The sequence below is a fragment of the Streptomyces sp. NPDC042364 genome, from assembly GCF_056437585.1.
Genome location: NZ_JBWKAJ010000020.1, coordinates 127,638 through 147,304, shown reverse-complemented (window position 1 = coordinate 147,304; position 19,667 = coordinate 127,638). Strand labels below are relative to the sequence as shown.

The following is a 19,667-nucleotide window of genomic DNA, read 5'->3' as shown; positions in this document are numbered from 1 at the left end:
CCCGCGAGATCTACCGCGCTCTCACCAGCACACCAACCGAACCAATCACGCAAACCGACCTCGCTCCTGCGGCTTGACATCCATAGGAGCATCCGCGGCCTTCCCGGTCGACCGGCCGGTCGGACGGCCACCTGTCGGCAGGTCGGTCGGCCAGGTCCGGGAGCGCGGGTGTCGCCCTCGGGGCGGTGCGGGCGGGGCGCCGATGGCCGATGGTGGTCGTATGGATGTGAAGGGCGTTCTCATCGACGCGTACGGCCGGATCAAGGAGGAGGTCCACGCCGCGGTGGACGGGCTGTCCCCGGAGGACCTCCACGCCCGCCCCGCCCCCGGCGCCAACTCCATCGCCTGGCTGGTCTGGCACCTCACCCGGATCCAGGACGACCATGTCGCCGATGCCTCCGGGCTCGACCAGGTCTGGGGGTCACAGGGCTGGGAGAAGCGCTTCGGGCTCGGTCTGCCGCGCCACGACACGGGATACGGGCACAGCTCGGCGCAGGTCGGGAAGGTGCGGGTCGACTCCGCCGACCTGCTGACCGGGTACTACGACGCCGTGCACGAGCAGACCCTCGGATATGTGCGCGGGCTGACCGGCCGGCACCTCGACCGCATCGTGGACGAGCGCTGGGATCCGCCGGTCAGCCTGGGCGTCCGCCTGGTGAGCGTCCTGGCCGACGATCTTCAGCATGCCGGCCAGGCCGCCTATGTGCGGGGGCTGCTTCAGCGCGCGGACGCGTAGCCCGGCAGCACGACGTCCCGGATCAGGGCATTGCGCTCGTCGAACGGGATGAACGCGCTCTTGAGGGCGTTGACGGTGACCGTGCGCAGGTCGTCCACGGTCCAGCCGGCCTCCTCGACGAGCAGGCCCATCTCCCGGGTCATGGTGGTGCCGGAGACCAGACGGTTGTCGGTGTTGAGGGTGACGCGGAAACCGAGGTCCTTCAGGGCGGTGATGGGGTGCTCGGCGATGGAGGTCGCCGCGCCGGTCTGGAGGTTGGAGGTGGGGCACATCTCCAGCGCCACACGGCGGTCGCGGACCCAGGAGGCGAGGCGGCCGAGCTTGCCGTCGACGATGTCCTCGGTGATGCGGACGCCGTGACCGATGCGCTGGGCGCCGCAGACCTGGAGGGCCTGGTGGATGCTGGGCAGGCCGTGGGCCTCACCGGCGTGGATGGTGAAGGGGACGCTCTCGCGGCGCAGGTGCTCGAACGCGGCCAGGTGGTCGGCGGGCGGGAAGCCGTCCTCGGCGCCCGCGATGTCGAAACCGACGACACCGGCGTCCCGGAAGGCGACGGCCAGGTCGGCGGCCTCGCGGACCCGGTCGAACATGCGCATCCCGCAGAGCAGCGTGCCGACGCGGACCGGGGTGCCCTGGGCCGCGGCCTTGGCCATGCCGGCGGCGAGGCCCTCCTGCACGGTCTCGACGACCTCGGCCAGGGCGAGCCCGCCCCTGGTGTTCAGCTCGGGGGCGTAGCGGACCTCGCCGTAGACGACACCGTCGGCGGCCAGGTCGAGCACGTACTCCTCGGCGGTGCGCAGCAGTCCCTCGCGGGTCTGCATCACGGCGAGGGTGTGCTCGAACGTGGCTATGTACCGCACCAGGTCGCCGGAGTTGGCGGCCTCGTAGAACCAGGCGGCGAGGCCCTCGGGGTCGGTCTCGGGAAGGGTGTGGCCGACCTCTGCCGCGAGTTCCACGAGGGTGGCGGGGCGCAGTCCGCCGTCGAGGTGGTCGTGCAGGACGACCTTGGGGAGGCGGCGGATGGTGTCGGCGTCGATGCGGGGCGCGGTCATGGCGTTCGTTCCTCGGCAGGTGGTGCGGTGGGTGTGAAGCGGGTTCGCCGGTCGGGCCGGGGGCGGCTCGGCCGGCGGCGGCTCAGTCGGCGGGCTGGAGGAGGTCCCAGCGGTTTCCGTACAGGTCCTCGAAGACGGCGACCGAGCCGTACGGCTCGTGGCGCGGCTCCTCCAGGAACCTGACGCCCGAGGCCAGCATCCGGGCGTGGTCGCGGGCGAAGTCGTCGGTGTGGAGGAAGAAGCCCACGCGCCCGCCGGTCTGGTCGCCGACCCGGCCGCGCTGGGCCTCGTCCCTGGCCCGGGCGAGCAGCAGTCCGCTGCCCGCGCCCGCGGTGCCGGGCTCGACGACGACCCAGCGGCTGCCGTCGGGCCTCGGGGCGTCCTCGGCGAGCCGGAAGCCGAGCGCCTCGGTGTAGAAGCGGATCGCCTCGTCGTAGTCGTCGACCACGAGGGCGACCAGGGCGATGCGTCTCATCGACGGGCCTCTCGGGTGGGGCGCGGTTCACGCGCGGGGTGGTGCGGTGATCTGCCGAGGTTCGCTCGGGGTTCCCGGGAGGTTATACGTAACACCCACGGTACGGCAACCGGCGATTCCCGGGAGCGGCGGGACGGGCCGTGACGACCGGCGTGACACGGGTGGCGGGGCACGACCAACGGGTCGTCTCACCTTGGGCGACCCGGGCGGCCATGGTGAAGGAACACCTGAGCTTGGCGTTTATCCTCGGCGGGCTTGGTGTTCTTTGATCGACTCGGCGCGTTCGACCGTCTTGCCGACGTCGTGGCGCTTGGCCCGGTGCTTGTTCTCGAGCCGGGAGGTTGTCCCGGGCCCGGCTTGGACGGTTTCGGTGCGGCTGCCGGACGGGCCGCCGTCGCGCGGACGTTGCGCACCCCCGGCGGACGCGGGCGGGAGTGAGGCGGCGGGGCTCGGCAGGTCGCTCCCAGGGGCGGCGCAGGTCCTCGACGAGGGGGCGGGCGAGGCGGAGCTGGGTGTGGGCGGCGATGATGAGCCAGGTCCACAGGTCGGCGCTGTCGGCGTGGCGGACCTTCGGGTCCGTCCAGCCGAGCGTCTGCTTCAGGAGCCTGAAGGTGTGCTCTGGATCGAATCTGCGAAGGAGGGACTGCTGCCGGCGGTCCACGTCCACCGGTGTCGCGGCGGTGGCTGAGCACCACAGCCAGACCGGTTTCGGGTCGCGGTCGCCCGGCAGGTGCTCGACCTGCAGCCGCACCAACGTGCCGTGCAGGACGGGTAGTTCTTCCTTGGCGTGGTCCAGCCATGGGCCGCGGTGGGTCAGTCTGGGGTGCATCCGGTCCCAGGCGATCGTCTCGGCCTTGCCGTAGCGGGTGATGTCCGTGCTGGTGGTGGCGTCGGGCTGGTGCCAGCTGTCGGGCTTGGCGAAGGTGAGGACGCCGCCGTGCCGGCGGGGCCGCCCGCCCTTCGGGCCGGAACGTGCGGGGCCTGGGTCGCGGAGCATGACCCGGTCCGAGCGCAGGCGCCCGACCAGCACGACCGGCAGGTCGGCCAGGGCGTCCGTGAGCTCGAAGAGCGCGTCCCGGCGAGCGTAGAGGCATTCGTAGCACTCGACCCGAAAGCGGGACAGGATGCCCAATGCGTCGCCTGCGGGCGCGTCGCCCCGGGAGACTCATACGCAGCGGCCGTTCTCTCATGCTTCGTGACTCGACATCTCGAAGCGTGGAGGACGGCCACCCCTGCTGTCCCGGGAAGATCCGCAGATCAGCAGGTCGGGTGACCTGTGAGGATAAACGCCAAGCTGAGAGTGAGGTGTACGAGTGGGAGTTCGGCGGGCGGCGGTGACGGCGGGACCGACACCGAGAAGGACGGCTGAGGCCAGGCGCCCCCGCGTCAGTTATTCGGCGGCGGTGATGTCACCGACGGGGATGCAACTGACATCCGAGATTCCCCGCTCGCACAGTGTGGCGCCCTCCAGGTTCGCCTTCTCCGACACGATCTGCCAGGCCCAGTGGTAGTACACGGTGTTCGGCTGGAGGGTGCCGAACACCGAGTCGATGCCCTTCGCTCCCTCGCCGCCGTAAAGCATCTGGTCCTCGGTCATGTACGGCGTTGCACCGTCGAGTACGCCCCCGATGTGCGAATCAAGCTCGTCCTTGAGGCTCGGATAGTCGATCGCCAGCGCCGCGTAGGGCGCGTGAATGCTGCGGTTGCGGGGCTCGGCCTCCACGCGCAGGAGCAGGGTGAGCGCCATCGTGCCGGCCGGCGGAGGAGTGCCTGGGACGTTCACCGCGGTCTCGGCTTTGAGGATCTGGACGGTGTACGTGTACTTGCCGTCCACGTGCAGCACGGGCTCGCGCGCCGAAGGCATCTTCTTCGGTTCGGGTTGGGCGGTCGCGTTCTTGCCCGGCGAGGGGGTCCCCGAGGCTGCCGGCGACTCGTCTCCTCCGGCTTCGGCCGTGTCCGCCGTGTCGCCGTTGCCGCACGCCGACAGTGCGGTCATGACGACGACAGCGGCACACGCCCACCGCCTGGGCGCGCGGATCCGTCGGCCATCCCTCATTGAGCTACTCCCCCGGTTCCCACACATGAGAAAATCCAGTAACTAGGCGATCACCTTAGGGGATGGCCATGACAACGCGGGCGCCCGGGCCTCAGTCCTTGCGGCCGGTCGCTGCGACGGTGACGCCCAGGCCGATCATGGTGATGCTGCCGACGCCGCCGACCGGGGAGAGCCGCCGGGGTGAGCGGGCGAACCAGTCCCGGGCGGTGGCCCCATCAGCAAGGCGCGGGCGGCCACGATGGAGTTCTTCGAGTGGGTGAACGGGGCGCCGCTCTGGAAAGCGGTGGAGACCAGAGGCGACGAGGGCCGGAGTCAGCCCGGGACCTTGATCGCAGCTGGCAGCACCCAGGACAACTATGGCGGCGCCATCTTCGCCGTCGTGACCTGTGCGGTCGTCTCGCTTGTCCTGCACGTCAGGTCCAGCCGTACCCAGGGGCGTTGAGCGCGGTACTTGTGCGTGAGGCAATCGCACGACACTGCGGGCGAGTTGAGGTCGCCGTGCTCGGGCACGTACAACAAGGACAACAGGGCCTCCGGGAACCACTCGGAATGGGATCGCACCCCCGAGCTACCAGGAGGCCCTGCTTTCACGCGCGGAAACCGCCGCAGTCACCCGATTAGACTCCCGTTCGATTGACAGCCTTCGAGGTCAGTACGTGCAACAACCACTTACGTGTCGGGATGCTCCGGCAGGGCGAGCCAGTCCGACCAGGCGATCTCGCGGCCGAGGAAGCGCGGCTGCTCGAACGGCCAGTCGGCGGCGATCCACTGAGGCACCAGCGCATCGAGGGCCTGCTCGACCTTGCTGCCCACCAGCTCGTCCACCACCCACCAGGAGATCTCGCCGTCCGCGCCGGCCCTCTCCGGTGGGTCGATGTAGACACAGCCGAGCAGAGCTGTCTCCGCCGCGTCGAACAGCGCGTAGTTGAATGACTGGTGTGCGGCGATCTCCTTCTCGTGCCGCAACAGGTCGGCCTGGTCGGCCTCGTAGGTCATGGTGGCCGCGGGCCAGCCCCAGGCCGGGCCGAAGATGGTCCACAGCCGCTCGCGTGAACCCATCACAGCCGGATAGTCGAGCGGGGTGTCCGCCTCCCGGATCGGCCGCAGGTGATGACCACCGCCCGGCAGCGGTACCAGGACGGGGTGGACGAAGTCATCGGGAAGCCAGCTCATGGCGCCCGACCGTAGCACCGCGCGGCCGTCCGCTCCCCTGGATTTCCCCGCATACCGCCAGGCCCTGCTCTCATGCTGAGCAGGGCCCAACGGCTTCTGAGACCCCCTGCGGGGGCAGAGTGCATCAGGGGGAGGTGAAGGGCGGGGGCCGTGGGATCAGTCGCCCGGCGACGCCTTCCGGAGGGCGGCGATACAGGTGCTGAGCGCCTCCTGGAGCTCCTCCAGACGCTGGAGCATGTCGTCCTCGTAGATCGCGTCGAGGTCCACGGCGTCGTCGAGGGTCAGCTCCTCGAAGACCTTCGTCGCCTTCTGGAGGCTGCTGTAGAACTTCGTGCGGCGTTCCTGGACCCGCAGCTCGGGGTTGGACTCGACGGTCTGGACGACGAGCTCCTTGACGGTGTCGTACGCCTCCGTCGCCCACTCGCCGGTGTCCTCGTCGTCGTCCAGCTCGTCGATGAGGGAGAGGTGCCGCTCGGCCTCGGCGCGCAGCTCGGCGGAGGCGTCGATGACCTGCCCGGCCGGGGTCTTGACCTGGCCGTTCTCCACGATCTGCCGGACGTACGCGATCCGGCCGGCCGCCTGGGTCTCGCTCGCGACCGCCTTCTTCAGCTCCTCCGTGCGGGCGATGTCACGGGCGAGTTCCGTCTGGAGGGACGGGTCCTCCTTGAGACGGTCGAGGAGAGCGGTGCGGGCCGCCTGCGCGGTGGAGGGGTCGGCGAGGATCGCGGCGCGCAGCGCGGTGGGGTTCTCGGCGACCTCCAGGGCCTTGGTGGGGCGGATGCCCTCGGCCTCGGCGGCCGCGGTGATGGCGGTGCCCCGGTCGGAGGTCGCGCTGGAGCGGGAGCTGTAGTACGACAGCCACACGTCCGAGTCGGGCAGGTCGATCTCGGCGCCGGGGGCGAGCGCCTCGAAGTGCGGGACCATGCCGTCGTCGGCCGCCTTGTCCCACGCCTTGTAGTACCGCATGACCCGCTCCGCCGAGCACCCGGCCAGCTCGGCGAACCGCTTCGCGGACACCTTCGCCGTCTCCCCGGGCAGCTCTCCGCCGGGCCGCACGCTCCGCGCCACCTTCAGCGCGAAGGCCCAGCCGCCGGTGCGCGCGTACACCCCGAAGTCACGTGCGTCGCGGGCGACCTGCTCGTCCACGACGCCCTCCGAGCCCTCCGAGCCCTCGGTGCCCCCGGTCTCGTCGGAGTCCGTCGCGGCGTCCGGGGCGGTGGTGGCCGCGGTGGCGTCGCCCGAGGCCTGAGCGGGCACCTGGCCGCCGGCCCCCTCGGATGGAGTCTCGGCGTCGACGGCGCCCGGCTCGACCCAGATCCCCTCGTCCTGCGCCGGCACTCCCCCGGTCGCCGGCGTCTCGTCGGCGGGCGGTAGGGCCGACGCGGAGTGGGCGGTGGCTACGCTCACGGATGACTCTCCCGAGTGGTGACGAACGACAGGGGCAGAACAGGCAGCCTATATGAACCGCTTGGGGCTGCTTTGCGCTCCGACCCCGTGCGTGTGTGTCGCCACTGGTCCCGCCCGGAGGTGTCCACCGGCCAGGAGTTCCAAGTCGGGGTGTACGACCTTACGGGTACGTGTACGTGTTCAGGGTCGTCACCGCCGACGCCGCGTTGCCCAGGTCGTAGTGGTCGACCGCCAGGAAGTTCGGCTTCTTGCGGGCGGCGGGCCGGCAGAAGCGCTGGGCCCGGTCGGCCAGTTTCGCGTTGTCGTTGCGGGCCGTGGCCGTGAGGCCGACGTCGCGGAAGTGGTTCATGACGAACAGCGGCTTGAAGGCGGACTCGGTGCGGGTGAGCGGGATGTTGGTGGTGGCGTCGTACCAGCGGCTGTAACAGGACCAGTCGGAGGCGCCGATGCCGCCGCCCATGGACCAGTAGTTCTCGACGGTCCACTCCTTTTGGTACATGACGCCGAAGGTGTCCCGCGTGAGGCCGGATGCCTGGTCGGAGGCGCGGCTGCGGTCGGTGAAGATCAGCAGGCGGTCATTGGCGGCGATCAGATCGGCCATTCTCGGCCAGCCGTTGGTGCGCACACCGGTCTGGTCCGGCCGGTACAGCACGTCGGACAGGCCGGTGACACGGGCGAGTTCGGAGCGGAGGACGGCCGGGTCGACGTAGTCCTCCAGGAAGACGGTGAGGAACTGGTCGGGGTTCTGCTTGAGGAAGTCGACCATCCGCTGGATGTCGACCCAGAGGGCGACGGGCCGGCTGACGAGGGTGCAGCTGTTGTGGCAGAGGATCGCGCCGTCGGGGGTCTGGTGGATGTCCAGCATGAATCCGCGTACGCCGTCGGCGAGTTGCTGGTTGATGCCGCGCGTCTGGTTCGGCACCAGGTTGACGAAGGGCGGTGCGAAGCCGCCGTCGACGCCGTTGGCGTAGGCGTTGTGGGCGGTGAGGAACGTGACCTGGTCCAGGGTGCGCTGCCCGGCCGGCGGCATGGGGCTGGTGGCGGGGTCGACCGGGGTGAGGTACCAGGCGGCCAGATCGCCCGCCCCGCCGGTGACCAGCCGGGCGGGGTAGTTGGCGCCGGAGGGCTTGGCGCCGACCGTGAGGTAGCGCTCGGCACCGGGCACCTTGAGCCGGTGGCGGCCGGACCCCAGGTCGGTGATGTCCCAGGCGGCGTCGCCGCTCGTGCAGGCGACCGTTCTGGCCTGGTCGCCGGAGCGGCCCAGGCAGCTGCCCGCTGCGTCCACGCTCTCCAGGACGTACGAGGATCCGCTCGCCCGCAGCGTCCACTGCTGGCGGTCCTCGTTGCCCTTGGGCCGGTGCTGTTCCACCGCTCCCCCGGCGTCGGCCGCGTTGAGTCCGGTGGTGGCACTCTGCACGTAGTAGGCGCCCGGAGCGGGGACCGCGGCCGAGGCCGTGGGCGCGGGGGCGGCCGCGACGGCGGCCAGCGCCACGGCGGTCGCGAGCGAGGCGGTACGGGGGCTCGGCATGGGGGTGCCCTTCGTCGGAACGGGGACGGGGACGGGGCCCGGCCACGAGGGGAGCCGGACCCCGATATCGAAGTCAGGTGCATGACATCATGACCGACGGGCCGCCGTCAGCAGTACAGGTTGCCGCCCGGCGAAGTCCCGAGGATCTGTACGAACCGCTGGTAGGCGTTCACGCGGCTCTGCACCTGCGCCGGGTTCTTGCCGTCGCACTCCAGCGAGCCGTTGATGCTGCGGATGGTGTGGCCGAAGCCCGCTCCGGTGACCATCGCGTTGTGGCCGGTCATACTGCCGGGGCCGGTCTGGGTGTTCCAGTACCACAGGGCGGTCTTCCAGGCGACGGCCGCGTCGTTCTGCACCAGCCAGGGGTTGCCCAGCAGGTTGAGGCCCAGCGCGTCACCGGCCGCCTTGTAGTTGAAGTTCCAGCTGAGCTGGATCGGGCCCCGGCCGTAGTAGGCAGCCTGGCCGGCGGGACAGCCGTAGGGCCTGCTCCAGTCGCAGTAGGTGGGGTAGTTGGCGGTGTTCTGCTCGACGATGTGGACCAGTCCGCCCGTCTCGTGGTTGACGTTGGCGAGGAAGGCGGCCGCCTCCTGCTTCTTGACGGTGTCGCTGCCGGTGGTGGCGAAGGCGGGGAAGGCGCTCATGGCCGCCCGCAGTCCGCTGTACGTGTAGAACGAGTTCCGGTTCGGGAACATCTGGTTGAACTGCGCCTCGCTCACCACGAACCCGGAAGGGTTGGCGGGGCCGTTCTCGCAGGCGTAGGGCTCCCAGTACCAGGTGCTGATGGTGGGGTCGTAGCCCGGGTTGGCGTGCTCGGCGATGTAGGCCCGGCCGTCGGTGTAGCGGACGATGTCACCGGCGGCGTAGGAGCGGCCGGCCACCCAGTTCGGGTAGCTGGAACAGGGAGCGGCGCTCGCGCTCTGGGCGGGCAGCAGCAGGGGCGTGGACCCGCCGATGACCAGCGCGGTCAGCAGGGCGGGGAGACGGCGCCTCGACACGGGATCAACTCCTTCGTGGAGCACGGCCGCACCTGGTCGAGGGCCCGAAGGGCATGACGGGGAGGGCCTCGCGCGCACATGCCGGCAGGGCCGGCCACGGCGCGGGGCAGCCGTGGTGGGGGTGTGGTGGCACACTCAACCGCGTTGGTCTGTACCAGTCAAGGGTGTAGACCAGTCAAGTCGCCTGCCTCCAGGTCAGGCCGGGTGTCCCGGGCGCGACGCCGCCCGGCCGGCCGCCGTGCTCAGGGATCTGCGGCCCACGGCGGAGGGCGTGCGGTCTCCCGGTCGGAGAAGGGGTGATCTTCCGGTGCGGAGACGGGGAGAATCCTCCTATGACCACGTCACCGCATCCTCTCGTCGTCCGGGCGCGCAGTCTCGCCGCCGACGTGCTGGCACCCCGGGCCGAGCGCGTCGATCAGGAGCAGGTGCCCGCGAGCAGCATCGAGGCGATCAAGAAGTCGGGGCTGCTCGGGGTGAACGCACCTCAGGCGTACGGCGGTTCGGGGGCGCCGAACTCCGTGGCGCGGGAGATCGCGGAGATCCTGGCGGGGGCGTGCTGTTCGACGTGGTTCGTGCAGGCACAGCACTACACGCCGGTACTGACCCTCATCAAGACCGAACTCCCGGCTCGGGAGAGGCTGTTGGCGAAGCTGGCCACGGGTGAGCTGCTGTCGGGGGTGGCGTACGCGCATCTGCGGCGGTATCCGCAGGTGCCGGTCCGGGCCGTGCCCAGGCGCGGAGGGTGGCGGTTCCACGGGACGGTTCCCTGGTACACGGGGTGGGGGTTGAACGATGTGATGCTGCTGGCCGGGGTGACGGACGCGGACGAGGTGGTGTTCGCGTTCACCGAGGCGAGGCAGCAGTCGGGGTTGAGAGCGTCGGCGCCGATGCGCCTGGCGGCGCTCACCGCCGCCCGTACGGTCTCGCTCGAGTTGGACGGGTTGTGGATCCCCGACGATGCGGTGGCGCTGCACGCCCCGTACGAGAGCTGGGCGGCGGGCGACCGGCCGAAGCCCGCGAACGCCTCACCCGCGGTGTTCGGTGTCGCCGAGTCGGCCCTGGCGCTGCTGGACCAGGACGACCCCACGACGAAGGGGCTGCGACTTCGCCTGGACAAGGTGCGGCGGCAGGCGTACGCCCTCGCCGACCATCCTGCGCCGCACGAGCACGTGGAGGAGCGGCTGGCACTCAAGACGAAGGCGTTCGACCTGATGCGCACGGCGACGACCGCCGCACTGGTCACCGGCGGCGGGCGTGCGCTGGCCCTGGACAACCGGGCGCAACGTCTCGCCCGGGAGGCGATGTTCCTGCTGGTGCAGGGGCAGACGGCGGAGGTGCGCCGGGCCCATCTGGGGGCACTGTCGGCCGCGTACTGAGTGGGCGACGTGTCTCGGAGGCCATCATCGTGCCATGACCGAGTCGGTCCGACGCGGCTCGAACGGCAGCGGAAAGGAGGCGCCGGGCATGTCACTCGCCCGCGTCCACAACTTCTCCATCTCGCTCGACGGTTTCGGTACCGGTGAGGGCCTGAGCCGTGACGCGCCGTTCGGTCACGCCGGGGAACGGCTGCACGAGTGGATGTTCGCGACTCGGTGGTGGCACGAGATGACCGGCGGGTCCGGCGGGCACGGCGGTCTCGACGACACCTTCGCGCGGCGGTTCGCGCCCGGGATCGGCGCGGAGATCATGGGGGCGGGGAAGTTCGGCCACCCCGGATGGCACGAGGACCCCGACTGGAAGGGGTGGTGGGGCCCCAACCCGCCCTTCCACACACCGGCCTTCGTGCTCACCCGTCACCCGCGCCCGTCGATCGGCATGGAGGGCGGCACGACGTTCCACTTCCTCGACGCCTCGCCCGCCGAAGCGCTGGAGCGGGCCCGTGAGGCGGCGGGCGGCCAGGACGTCCGTATCGGCGGGGGCCCCACCGTGGTCCGCGAGTTCCTCGCCGCCCGGCTCATCGACCATATGCACGTCGTGGTGGTCCCGGTCCTGCTCGGCCGGGGCGTACGCCTCTGGGACGGGCTGGAGGGGCTGGAGAAGGACTACGAGATCGAGGCGACGTCCTCGCCCAGCTCAGTCACCCATCTGACGTTCACCCGTAGGGGCCGGTGACCGACGGGCCCGCGACCCGCGGGCCCGTCGGCGTCGCGTCCACGAGGCCCCACCGGTTGCCCGGCTGCCGGGCGGACGAGGGGCCCCAGCCGGCTCAGGCAGCCGGGGTGAGTTCGGCTCGGCCGAACAGCAGCGCGTAGCCGGAGGGGAGCCGGCGCAGGATCCGGGTGAGGAGTTCGGGGCCGGCCGAGGCGGCGACGGCGGCGAGGACGGAGCCGGTGTCCCAGCGGGTGGTGGCCGGCGAGGCGCCGCTGCGGCCTGCGAGGTCCTTGACGAACGCCCATCCGGTCAACGGCTGGGTGTCGGGGATCTGTTCGGTGAGGATACGTGCGGCTTGGAGGGGCAGACGGGCGGCCAGATCGACGCGCTCCTCGCCCGTCAGCTGGCGTCCGAGTCCCGCGAGGACCAGGCGGACGGCTTCTTCGGCCCGTTCCCGGGTGGGGTAGGCGCCTTCGTAGCGGACCTTCTCCAGCATCTGCTCGTACGTCGTCGCGGGCAGGTGCTCAAGCGGCGCACGCCGGTCGGACATCACTGGGGTCATTGCCTTTCTGTCGCTGGTGCCGGCGCCTCGCGGGCGGGCACGTACGGGTCGGTCAGGCGGGCTGGGGGTGGCCGAAGAGCAGGTCGTACCCCGCGGGGAGCTGGAGCAGGACCTGGTCGAGTATGTCGGGGCCGGCAGCGTCGGCGACCGTGCTGAGGACGGCGCCGACATCCCAGGCCGCGGTCTGCTCGGTGGCCCCCTCGATCCACACCGCCGTCGCCCGCACGAACCTCTCCGGCGGCAGCGGCTCAGCGCTCTCAAGAGGGTTGAGCAGTATCAGTGCGAAGTCTTCGGGCAGACGCGCCGCCAGCCGGGCGCGCACCTCGCCGACCAGGTGCGCGCCCAGCAGGGCGACGACCACGCGGGCCGCGCGTTCCGCCTCGTGCTCGGTGTCGTACTCGCCGCGTTCCCTCACCTGGTCGAGGAACGCTTCACGTCGCAGGGCCACGTCCACCGCCACCCTTCTTCGGCTTCTTCTCTCCGTGGGGGCGGAGGGCGGTCGAGAGGCAGATCAGGTGCCCGTCCTCCGCCGCCGGCCGGCCCCGCCACCGCCGGTCAGCCGGAGGTCCCCTCGCGGGAGGACCCCACGCTGACGGCGATCTTGCGGGGCTTGCCGCGCTCGGTGATCGGGATGCGCAGGGTCAGCACCCCGTCGTCGTAGTCGGCCGTGATGTTCCCGGTGTCGAGCGTGTCGGCCAGCGCGATCCGGCGGGAGAAGACGCCCAGCCGCCGCTCGGACACTTCCATCCGCATGTCGTCGGCCGTTGCCACGGGCCGGCGTTCGGCCGTGACGGTCAGAACGCGCCCATCGACGTCGACGTCGATCGCCTCGGGGCTCACTCCCGGCAGGTCGAAGGCCACCACGTACGCGTCGCCCTGGCGGTAGACGTCCATCGGCATCGGGGACGGCCTCGACCATGTGCCCGTGCCCCTCACCTGCTGGCCCAGCCGGTCAAGCTCACGGAAGAGATCGGTTCGCATCAACACGGAAAGAACACCTCCAGCGGGGTCGGGCAGTGACGGCCGATACGCCTCACGCAACCCGTTGTAACATGTCATCCATTGGATGACAAACCCATGCTGTCATCGCATGGACGACAGCTAGGAGGTGCCTGTGACGGCAGCCGACCACCCGGCCTCCACCAGCGCCGATGCCCAGAACGCGGTGTCGTTTCTCGCCGCCGCGACAGCCCTGGAAACCATCGACAAGGCCGTGCAGACCGCCCAGGGAGAGAACTCCGGCACGCCGGACGCGGCAGGCCCGGGGCCGGAGCAGGCCCTTGCCTCCCTCCTTCTGCTGCGGCAGGTCCGCGAGCAGCTCGCCGGCTGGGAAACCGGCCTGATCGAAACGGCTCGCCGGGCGGGCGCCAGCTGGGCCGACCTCGCCCACCCGCTCGGCGTCGCCAGCCGGCAGGCCGCCGAACGCCGCTACCTGCGGGGGCGGCCCGGCCCGGCCGGAAGCACCGGCGAACAGCGCGTCCAGGCCACCCGCGGGCGCCGCGCCGCCGACCGCGCTCTGGCCACATGGGCCCGCCGCAACGCCGCCGACCTGCGCCGTATCGCCGGCCAGATCACCGCGCTCACCGACCTCCCGGCCGCTTCCCGCCTCCCCGTCAGCCAACTCGACCGAGCCCTCGCCCAGGACGACCCCGCCGCCCTCATCCACCCCCTGAACGCAGCCCGCCCCCATCTGGCGGCCGCCCATCCCGACCTCGCCGCCCGGCTCGACACCCTCACGAACACCGCGGAAGCCGCAGCCGCCCGGCCGACTCGGTGACGCCCGGCCGGCACCCTGGCGTACGACTCCCCGGCGAGCCGAGGCGTTCCCGAAGGCTGTCGGTGACGGAGGGCGGCCGGCTCGTCGTCCCCTGCGCCGACCGGGGCCGGGCGCGGGCAGTCGATCGGCGGTCATGTGTGAGCTGCGGCATTGCCGGCCACGACGGCCGGCCTTCACCATGACCGGACCAGCAACGCCAAGGGAAGCGGCTCCTCATGGGTGATCATGTGCACGTGCGGCTCAGCCAGGGGCTGAGCGTGTCGGACGAAGGCGAACTGATCGAGCACTCCCGCTGCCGGTGCGGGGCCAACTTCACCAAGGTGTTCGATGCCGACGGCGGGGAGCCGGAGAGCCCTCGCGGGTGAGTCCCGTCCGGTTCCGCGACTGAAGCCCTCTCCCCGCCGAAAAGGCCCCGGGCTGACGCCCGAGGCCGGAAGAGGTGGTGTCGCCGGGCGTCAGCCGCCCAGCTCCCTGCGGTCACCGCCGCCACTGACGGCGATCCTGCGCGGCTTGGCCTGTTCGGCGACCGGGATCCGCAACTTCAGGACACCGGCCTCGTAGGAGGCGTCGATCTTCTCGGTGTCGAGGGTCTCACCGAGGAACAACTGGCGGCTGAACGTCCCCACGGGCCGCTCCGTGATCACCGTGTCACTGTTCTCGCCGTACGCCGGCCTGCGTTCGGCCTTCACGGTCAGGACGTTGCGCTCGACATCGAGGTCGATGGACTCCGGGTTCACACCGGGCAGGTCCATCTCCACGAAGAACGTCTCACCCTCACGCCAGGCATCCATCGGCATGCCCGCCGGGTGCGCGGCCGTGCCCCAGACCCGCTCGACGAGCCGGTCGAGCTCGCGGAAGGGATCCGCACGCATCAGCATCTGTCATCCCTCCTTGACGTCGTTCCCACTTCCTTCGCCCTCCTTCCGATGTACCACCACCCCGGAAAGTTGACAAGCCTGGACTCAACTTTGCCGCCCCTGGCCCGTTCCGGCTCGACCACGACACCGCCGGCCGGCCACCATCGCCGCACCGAACCTGCTGGCGGCGGCGCGAAGGGCTTGCCGGACGTGTCGCAATTCGTATGGCTCAACAGCGGATGCCCGGGCCGAGCCCAGTCCATACGGTCGCAGTGACGACCACAGCCACCACCGGACTGGAGGGACGGCACATGGGCATACGCACCATGCTCACCGCGACAGCGATAGTTTTCGTCACCACGGCACCCATGACTGGACTCGCCTACGCCCAAGGCGATCTGGACTGCGCGGACTTCGCCTTTCAGGAAGACGCGCAGGCGGAACTGAACCGCGACCCCGGCGACCCGCACCGCCTCGATGAGGACCGGGGGCGGGACGACGGCATCGCGTGTGAGGTCCTGCCCCGAAAAGGGGACACCGGCACGGTGGTTCCCACGACGCCGACCCGGGGCGCCGATACCGTCACTCCGACACTCGGCGTCCAGGGCGGTACGGGCGGCAGTAAGCGAGCGGACGGCATCGACCAAGCGGTGGGCGCGGGCCTGGCAGTCGGCTCGCTCGGACTGGTCGCGGCATACGCAGTGCGCAGACACCGACGCTCGTCGGGAACGCACCAGTCGTGACCCCGGTCCGCCGGGCCGGCCGACCCCCCGTGCACACTCCGCCCTGAGAGGGTTCCGCCCCCGCCGACGGCAGCAACGGCAGGGTCCACTCGCCCGGCGGCCACCAGGCCCCCGCCGACGCTCGACCGCCATCCGACTACTCCCCGGCACCGAGCGCTCCGCCCCGCACCGTGAGCAGTACCATCTCGCCGGTCCATCCGTCGGCGAACGCCGCCCACACCTCCCCCTGAGCGAGACCGCCGCACGGCATGCCGCCGTGGTGCCCCGGGGTGGCGCGGGCCGCCTGCTCCCAGGGCTGTCGTCAGACAGCCGCGACGCCGCCTGGATCCATCAGAAGAGCCCTGGGTCGCACTGCATAAGGCGGGCAGGACGGGAGATGAGCGAGACGGCGGGGATGGGTGCCGCCGGCGGTACCGTGGCGGAACCGGTGACGAGGTGGGTGGTGGGTATGGAGTGGCGGGAGTACGCCGAGCAGATGGCTCTGCTCGCGCGGGATCTGCTGGCCCAGGACTCGGTCCAGGCGACGCTGGAAAAGATCGCGGCGTCGGCGGTGAAGCTGGTCGACGGCTGTGACGCGGCCGGGATCCTCGCTGTGCGCAAGGGCAAGGCAGTGACCCTGGCCGCTTGCGGGGATGTCGTGCAGGAGTGCGACCGACTGCAGGGCGAGCTGGGTGAGGGGCCGTGTTTCGACCTTGCCCGCCGCAAGGACGGCGAGCGCCTGTACCGGATACCGGACCTGACCCGGCCCGAGCCTGCCTGGGAGCGTTTCGCCGTCCCCGCCCGCGAACTGGGCATCGGCAGTATGGCCGGCGTGCTGCTTTACACCAGCGACGAGGACTTCGGCGCCCTGAATCTGTACGCCCGTCGGCCCGGCGCGTTCGGCAAGGACATCGAGACCGCCGGGTGGCTGCTGGCCTCGCATGCCGCCGTCGCCCTGGCCGACGCCCGCACCATCGACCAGCTCGAACACGCCCTGGCGACGCGGCACGCCATCGGTGAGGCCATGGGCATGCTCATGGAGCGCCACCGGCTGAGCCAGGACGAGGCGTTCGACGTGCTGCGCCGTATCTCCCAGCACCACAACATCAAACTGCGCGATGTCGCCCAGCGAGTGCGCGCCGAGCACCCCGAGCGGGAGTGACCATCCCCTCGGCGCAGCCGCTGTGCGCGCTCGCGCACGGCGGGGAAGGACGCGCCGGATCCACCGCCCGCCGTGTGAGAGCGGCGCGCCGCGTCCTGCCCAGCCGGGGTCCGGAGCGGATCGTCCGCTGGGCGCCCAAGGGAGACCAGCTCGTCGGGTGACTCTCCCGGGAACCGCCCCGGCCTCCGGTCAGCGGGTGGCGAGGAGATCCAGCGTGTCGATCACCCGGTTGGAGAAGCCCCACTCGTTGTCGTACCACGCGACCACCTTGACGTGGCGGCCGTCGACGCGGGTGAGGGCCGAGTCGAAGACCGACGAGGCGGGGTTGCCGGTGATGTCGGACGACACGAGCGGGTCCTCCGAGTACTCGAGGATGCCCGCGAGCGGCCCCTCCGCGGCGGCGCGGTACGCCGCCAGCACGTCGTCGCGCGTCACGTCGCGGGCGACGGTCGTGTTGAGTTCGACGATCGAGCCCACCGGTACCGGTACGCGGATCGAGTCGCCGGACAACTTGCCGTCGAGGCTGGGCAGCACCAGGCCGATCGCCTTGGCGGCGCCGGTCGTGGTCGGCACGATGTTGACGCCGGCGGCCCGGGCTCGGCGGGGGTCGCGGTGCGGACCGTCCTGAAGGTTCTGCTCCTGCGTGTAGGCATGCACCGTCGTCATGAACCCGTGCTCGATACCGGCGAGTTCGTCGAGGACCGCGGCCAGCGGCGCGAGCGCGTTTGTGGTGCAGGAGGCGTTCGAGACGATCGTGTGCACGTCCGGGTCGTAGGCGTCGGTGTTGACCCCGAACGCGAGCGTGACGTCCGCGCCGTCCGAGGGCGCGCTGACGAGTACCTTCTTCGCGCCGGCGTCGAGGTGGGCCCGGGCGGCCTTCGCCGAGGTGAAGCGGCCGGTGGCCTCCAGGACGATGTCGACACCGAGTTCGGCCCACGGCAGCCGCTCCGGTTCACGCTCGGCCAGCACCGTGATCCGCCGGCCGTCGACGACGAGGATGTTGCCGTCGACGGTCACCGGGCGCCCGAGACGGCCGGCCGTGCTGTCGTAGGCGAGCAGCCGGGCGAGGGTGGCGGGCTCGGTGAGGTCGTTGACGGCGACGATCTCGAGTGCGCTGTCGCGCTCCAGCAGTGCGCGGAGCGCATTGCGTCCGATGCGGCCGAATCCGTTGATGGCGATGCGAGTCATAGGTGATCCCCTTCCCTTCGCCACCAGGCTCGCCCGTGTCCGGCGCCACTGACAGTGGCGGTATCGCCATGCTCCAAAAGGATCCCGCCAGGGGTCCGGGCTCAGCGCGTCCCGCCCCCGGCCGGTCACTCGCCGCGGGTGAAGGTGCTCCGGTACTCGCTCGGTGTGGTGCCGAGAACGCGCTGGAAGTGCAGACGCAGGTTCGCGCCGGTGCCGAGCCCGACCTCGGCGGCGATCTGTTCGACGCTGCGCTGTGAGCGTTCGAGCAGTTCGCGGGCCAGGTCGACGCGGGCGCGCATCACCCACTGCATCGGTGTGCAGCCGGTCTCCTCGACGAAGCGGCGGGAGAACGTGCGCGGCGAGACCCCGGCCCGGCGGGCCAGTATGTCGAGGGTGAGGGGCTCGCCGAGCCGGTGCAGCGCCCACTCCCGGGTGGCGGCGAACCGCTCGCCGAGCGGCTCGGGGACGCTGCGCGGCACGTACTGGGCCTGGCCGCCGCTGCGGTAGGGGGCCGCGACCAGACGCCGGGCCGCGTGGTTGGAGGCGGCCACTCCGAGGTCGCCGCGCAGGATGTGCAGGCACAGGTCGATGCCCGAGGCTGCGCCCGCCGAGGTGAGCACGCTGCCCTCGTCGACGAACAGCACGTTCTCGTCGACCTGGACGAGTGGGTGCCTCGCCATGAGTGCCCGTGTGTAGTGCCAGTGCGTCGTGGCGCGTTTGCCGTCGAGCAGGCCCGTGGCGGCGAGCGCGAAGGCGCCCGTCGAGATGGCGGCGAGCCGCGCGCCCCTCTCATGGGCGGCGATCAGTGCCTCGACCACGGCCTGCGGCGGGTCGTCGCGGTCCGGGAACCGGTAGCCGGGGACGAAGACGATGTCGGCCCACGTCAAGGCGTCGAGGCCGTGGTCGACGTGGTACGCCAGGCCGTCGCCGCCGGTCACGAGACCAGGTGTCGCCCCGCACACCCGCACCTCGTACGGCATGCTCGCGCGCGTCGTGAAGACCTGCGCGGGGATTCCGACGTCGAGCGGCTTCGCGCCTTCGAGCACGAGGACGGCGACGCGATGCGGGCGGGAGGCTGGCACGTGAAGAGGTTACGTGGGGGCGTGGCGCCCATGGAGCCCGGAGACCCGCGACCGGGCGTCGTCGGTGTTGGCCCGCCCCCGTGGCGGTGCGAGAGCGGAGCCCTGCCGTGAACGGGCGCGTCCTCGGGCCGGCCCCCCGCACTCCCCCGGGTGACGTCTCGGTTGCCGGGACTTCGGCGAGGGGGTGCGCGACGAGGGCGTTCGCTCAGGACTCGGCCGGCCAGAACTGCACCAGATAGCGCTCGACGTGGTGTCCGGTGCCCTCGCTCTCCGACAGGGCCGCCGCGGCAGCCCGGCCCGCGCAGCTGACCCGCACCCGCCACGGCCCGCCGGAATCGGCCAGCGTGATGAGGTCGTCGTTGCGGCCGATGTGCATGGACCACACCGCCACCTCGCCGCTGGTGGATTCGTAGTCGGCCTCGGCTCGCTCGTCCCAGTCGGCGGGGTCATGCTCGGGCGGAGGTCCGTCCCAGACCTCGACACTGACGGCTGCGGTGTGGGTGTGGCCTCCGCTGGTGATGTCCAGCCGCCCCGGGTGGGTGCTGAGGAAGACGTCGAAGTCGAAGTCGTCCGGGAAGGGAACGGGCAAGTCGGCGTCATCGCTTTCCTGGAGCCCGAAGGCGTGGTACCCCACGAAGGCTTCCACGGACTGCCGCCGCACCACCTTCGCCATGGCCTCCCTCACTTCGTCCGACACGTCACCCTCCGTCATCGACGTCGTTCCATCGACCTCGCTCGCGGGCGGCGCGTGGCGTGGGCGTACCGGAGTGCCGGGCACCACCCCGTCGTGGACCGGCAGCTCCC

General features: G+C 71.1%; 21 protein-coding genes and 2 pseudogenes. 7 read left to right on the top strand and 16 right to left on the bottom strand.

Annotation, left to right across the window (positions count from 1 at the left end; all coding sequences use genetic code 11):
- The first annotated feature begins 220 nt into the window (after positions 1 to 220).
- Positions 221 to 736 (top strand): mycothiol transferase, encoded by a 516-nt coding sequence (locus AC067N_RS31140; protein ID WP_478682235.1) that lies wholly within the window; start codon positions 221 to 223, stop codon positions 734 to 736.
- On the opposite strand, the gene AC067N_RS31135 is transcribed toward AC067N_RS31140, so the two are convergent.
- From AC067N_RS31135 to AC067N_RS31095, 9 genes and pseudogenes are all read right to left on the bottom strand, one after another.
- Positions 718 to 1,788, bottom strand: coding sequence for an adenosine deaminase (locus AC067N_RS31135; protein WP_478682234.1), 1,071 nt, complete (start codon positions 1,786 to 1,788; stop codon positions 718 to 720). The two genes, AC067N_RS31140 and AC067N_RS31135, sit on opposite strands and share 19 nt — an antisense overlap.
- Positions 1,789 to 1,870: 82 nt before the next feature.
- Positions 1,871 to 2,263 (bottom strand): VOC family protein, encoded by a 393-nt coding sequence (locus AC067N_RS31130; RefSeq protein ID WP_478682233.1) that lies wholly within the window; start codon positions 2,261 to 2,263, stop codon positions 1,871 to 1,873.
- Between the two features lie 240 nt (positions 2,264 to 2,503).
- Positions 2,504 to 3,323, bottom strand: a pseudogene (locus AC067N_RS31125) (NF041680 family putative transposase); the annotation flags it as partial.
- Positions 3,324 to 3,653: 330 nt separating this feature from the next.
- Complete coding sequence (locus tag AC067N_RS31120; protein WP_478682232.1) at positions 3,654 to 4,259, bottom strand: hypothetical protein; 606 nt, start codon at positions 4,257 to 4,259, stop codon at positions 3,654 to 3,656.
- A gap of 151 nt (positions 4,260 to 4,410) precedes the next feature.
- Positions 4,411 to 4,530: pseudogene (locus tag AC067N_RS31115) on the bottom strand (lysine transporter LysE); the annotation flags it as partial.
- 458 nt (positions 4,531 to 4,988) lie between these two features.
- Positions 4,989 to 5,492 carry a GNAT family N-acetyltransferase gene (locus AC067N_RS31110; protein WP_478682231.1) on the bottom strand — a complete coding sequence of 168 codons (504 nt, stop codon included), beginning with the start codon at positions 5,490 to 5,492 and terminating at the stop codon, positions 4,989 to 4,991.
- Between the two features lie 156 nt (positions 5,493 to 5,648).
- Entirely contained in the window at positions 5,649 to 6,899 is a 1,251-nt protein-coding gene (locus AC067N_RS31105; RefSeq protein WP_478682230.1) for a hypothetical protein, read from the bottom strand.
- A gap of 160 nt (positions 6,900 to 7,059) precedes the next feature.
- Complete coding sequence (locus AC067N_RS31100; protein WP_478682229.1) at positions 7,060 to 8,427, bottom strand: phosphoinositide-specific phospholipase C-related protein; 1,368 nt, start codon at positions 8,425 to 8,427, stop codon at positions 7,060 to 7,062.
- A gap of 107 nt (positions 8,428 to 8,534) precedes the next feature.
- Positions 8,535 to 9,422, bottom strand: coding sequence for a glycoside hydrolase family 19 protein (locus AC067N_RS31095; protein ID WP_478682228.1), 888 nt, complete (start codon positions 9,420 to 9,422; stop codon positions 8,535 to 8,537).
- 332 nt (positions 9,423 to 9,754) lie between these two features.
- On the opposite strand from AC067N_RS31095, the gene AC067N_RS31090 reads away from it, so the two are divergent.
- Both AC067N_RS31090 and AC067N_RS31085 read left to right on the top strand, forming a co-directional pair.
- On the top strand, positions 9,755 to 10,798 hold the full coding sequence (locus tag AC067N_RS31090) for an acyl-CoA dehydrogenase family protein (RefSeq protein WP_478682227.1): 1,044 nt from the start codon (positions 9,755 to 9,757) through the stop codon (positions 10,796 to 10,798).
- 88 nt (positions 10,799 to 10,886) lie between these two features.
- The gene (locus AC067N_RS31085; RefSeq protein WP_478682241.1) at positions 10,887 to 11,534 is read left to right on the top strand and encodes a dihydrofolate reductase family protein; all 648 of its coding nucleotides are present in this window, start codon (positions 10,887 to 10,889) and stop codon (positions 11,532 to 11,534) included.
- A 94-nt stretch (positions 11,535 to 11,628) separates the two neighbouring features.
- Here the strand turns inward: AC067N_RS31085 and AC067N_RS31080 are convergent, their stop codons facing one another.
- The 3 genes from AC067N_RS31080 to AC067N_RS31070 form a co-directional block, all read right to left on the bottom strand.
- Positions 11,629 to 12,075 carry a DUF2267 domain-containing protein gene (locus AC067N_RS31080; protein ID WP_478682226.1) on the bottom strand — a complete coding sequence of 149 codons (447 nt, stop codon included), beginning with the start codon at positions 12,073 to 12,075 and terminating at the stop codon, positions 11,629 to 11,631.
- 52 nt (positions 12,076 to 12,127) lie between these two features.
- Positions 12,128 to 12,523 carry a DUF2267 domain-containing protein gene (locus AC067N_RS31075; RefSeq protein WP_478682225.1) on the bottom strand — a complete coding sequence of 132 codons (396 nt, stop codon included), beginning with the start codon at positions 12,521 to 12,523 and terminating at the stop codon, positions 12,128 to 12,130.
- Positions 12,524 to 12,630: 107 nt separating this feature from the next.
- On the bottom strand, positions 12,631 to 13,062 hold the full coding sequence (locus tag AC067N_RS31070; RefSeq protein WP_478682224.1) for an Hsp20/alpha crystallin family protein: 432 nt from the start codon (positions 13,060 to 13,062) through the stop codon (positions 12,631 to 12,633).
- A gap of 127 nt (positions 13,063 to 13,189) precedes the next feature.
- On the opposite strand from AC067N_RS31070, the gene AC067N_RS31065 reads away from it, so the two are divergent.
- Complete coding sequence (locus AC067N_RS31065) at positions 13,190 to 13,852, top strand: type III effector protein (protein ID WP_478682223.1); 663 nt, start codon at positions 13,190 to 13,192, stop codon at positions 13,850 to 13,852.
- Positions 13,853 to 14,067: 215 nt separating this feature from the next.
- Positions 14,068 to 14,217 (top strand): hypothetical protein, encoded by a 150-nt coding sequence (locus tag AC067N_RS31060; protein WP_478682222.1) that lies wholly within the window; start codon positions 14,068 to 14,070, stop codon positions 14,215 to 14,217.
- A gap of 90 nt (positions 14,218 to 14,307) precedes the next feature.
- On the opposite strand, the gene AC067N_RS31055 is transcribed toward AC067N_RS31060, so the two are convergent.
- Positions 14,308 to 14,730, bottom strand: a complete 423-nt coding sequence (locus AC067N_RS31055; protein ID WP_478682221.1) for an Hsp20/alpha crystallin family protein — start codon at positions 14,728 to 14,730, stop codon at positions 14,308 to 14,310.
- Positions 14,731 to 14,981: 251 nt separating this feature from the next.
- Here AC067N_RS31055 and AC067N_RS31050 point away from each other — a divergent pair, with 251 nt between their 5' ends.
- Together AC067N_RS31050 and AC067N_RS31045 are read left to right on the top strand one after the other, a co-directional pair.
- The gene (locus tag AC067N_RS31050; protein ID WP_478682220.1) at positions 14,982 to 15,452 is read left to right on the top strand and encodes a hypothetical protein; all 471 of its coding nucleotides are present in this window, start codon (positions 14,982 to 14,984) and stop codon (positions 15,450 to 15,452) included.
- Positions 15,453 to 15,900: 448 nt separating this feature from the next.
- Positions 15,901 to 16,593 (top strand): ANTAR domain-containing protein, encoded by a 693-nt coding sequence (locus AC067N_RS31045; protein ID WP_478682240.1) that lies wholly within the window; start codon positions 15,901 to 15,903, stop codon positions 16,591 to 16,593.
- 189 nt (positions 16,594 to 16,782) lie between these two features.
- On the opposite strand, the gene gap is transcribed toward AC067N_RS31045, so the two are convergent.
- The 3 genes from gap to AC067N_RS31030 form a co-directional block, all read right to left on the bottom strand.
- Complete coding sequence (gap, locus tag AC067N_RS31040) at positions 16,783 to 17,781, bottom strand: type I glyceraldehyde-3-phosphate dehydrogenase (RefSeq protein ID WP_478682219.1); 999 nt, start codon at positions 17,779 to 17,781, stop codon at positions 16,783 to 16,785.
- Positions 17,782 to 17,906: 125 nt separating this feature from the next.
- Positions 17,907 to 18,863: a GlxA family transcriptional regulator gene (locus tag AC067N_RS31035; RefSeq protein WP_478682218.1), complete on the bottom strand. Its 957-nt coding sequence runs from the start codon at positions 18,861 to 18,863 to the stop codon at positions 17,907 to 17,909.
- 205 nt (positions 18,864 to 19,068) lie between these two features.
- On the bottom strand, positions 19,069 to 19,560 hold the full coding sequence (locus AC067N_RS31030; protein WP_478682217.1) for a hypothetical protein: 492 nt from the start codon (positions 19,558 to 19,560) through the stop codon (positions 19,069 to 19,071).
- Positions 19,561 to 19,667: the final 107 nt, after the last annotated feature.

Excerpts from the sequence above, each read along its gene's own strand:
- gap (WP_478682219.1), bottom strand. The coding sequence starts at position 17,781 with ATGACTCGCATCGCCATCAACGGATTCGGCCGCATCGGACGCAATGCG.
- AC067N_RS31055 (WP_478682221.1), bottom strand. The coding sequence starts at position 14,730 with ATGCTGATGCGTGCGGATCCCTTCCGCGAGCTCGACCGGCTCGTCGAG.
- AC067N_RS31080 (WP_478682226.1), bottom strand. The coding sequence starts at position 12,075 with ATGACCCCAGTGATGTCCGACCGGCGTGCGCCGCTTGAGCACCTGCCC.
- AC067N_RS31130 (WP_478682233.1), bottom strand. The coding sequence starts at position 2,263 with ATGAGACGCATCGCCCTGGTCGCCCTCGTGGTCGACGACTACGACGAG.
- AC067N_RS31100 (WP_478682229.1), bottom strand. The coding sequence starts at position 8,427 with ATGCCGAGCCCCCGTACCGCCTCGCTCGCGACCGCCGTGGCGCTGGCC.
- AC067N_RS31120 (WP_478682232.1), bottom strand. The coding sequence starts at position 4,259 with ATGACCGCACTGTCGGCGTGCGGCAACGGCGACACGGCGGACACGGCC.
- AC067N_RS31090 (WP_478682227.1), top strand. The coding sequence starts at position 9,755 with ATGACCACGTCACCGCATCCTCTCGTCGTCCGGGCGCGCAGTCTCGCC.
- AC067N_RS31140 (WP_478682235.1), top strand. The coding sequence starts at position 221 with ATGGATGTGAAGGGCGTTCTCATCGACGCGTACGGCCGGATCAAGGAG.
- AC067N_RS31110 (WP_478682231.1), bottom strand. The coding sequence starts at position 5,492 with ATGAGCTGGCTTCCCGATGACTTCGTCCACCCCGTCCTGGTACCGCTG.
- AC067N_RS31060 (WP_478682222.1), top strand. The coding sequence starts at position 14,068 with ATGGGTGATCATGTGCACGTGCGGCTCAGCCAGGGGCTGAGCGTGTCG.
- AC067N_RS31085 (WP_478682241.1), top strand. The coding sequence starts at position 10,887 with ATGTCACTCGCCCGCGTCCACAACTTCTCCATCTCGCTCGACGGTTTC.
- AC067N_RS31135 (WP_478682234.1), bottom strand. The coding sequence starts at position 1,788 with ATGACCGCGCCCCGCATCGACGCCGACACCATCCGCCGCCTCCCCAAG.
- AC067N_RS31045 (WP_478682240.1), top strand. The coding sequence starts at position 15,901 with ATGGAGTGGCGGGAGTACGCCGAGCAGATGGCTCTGCTCGCGCGGGAT.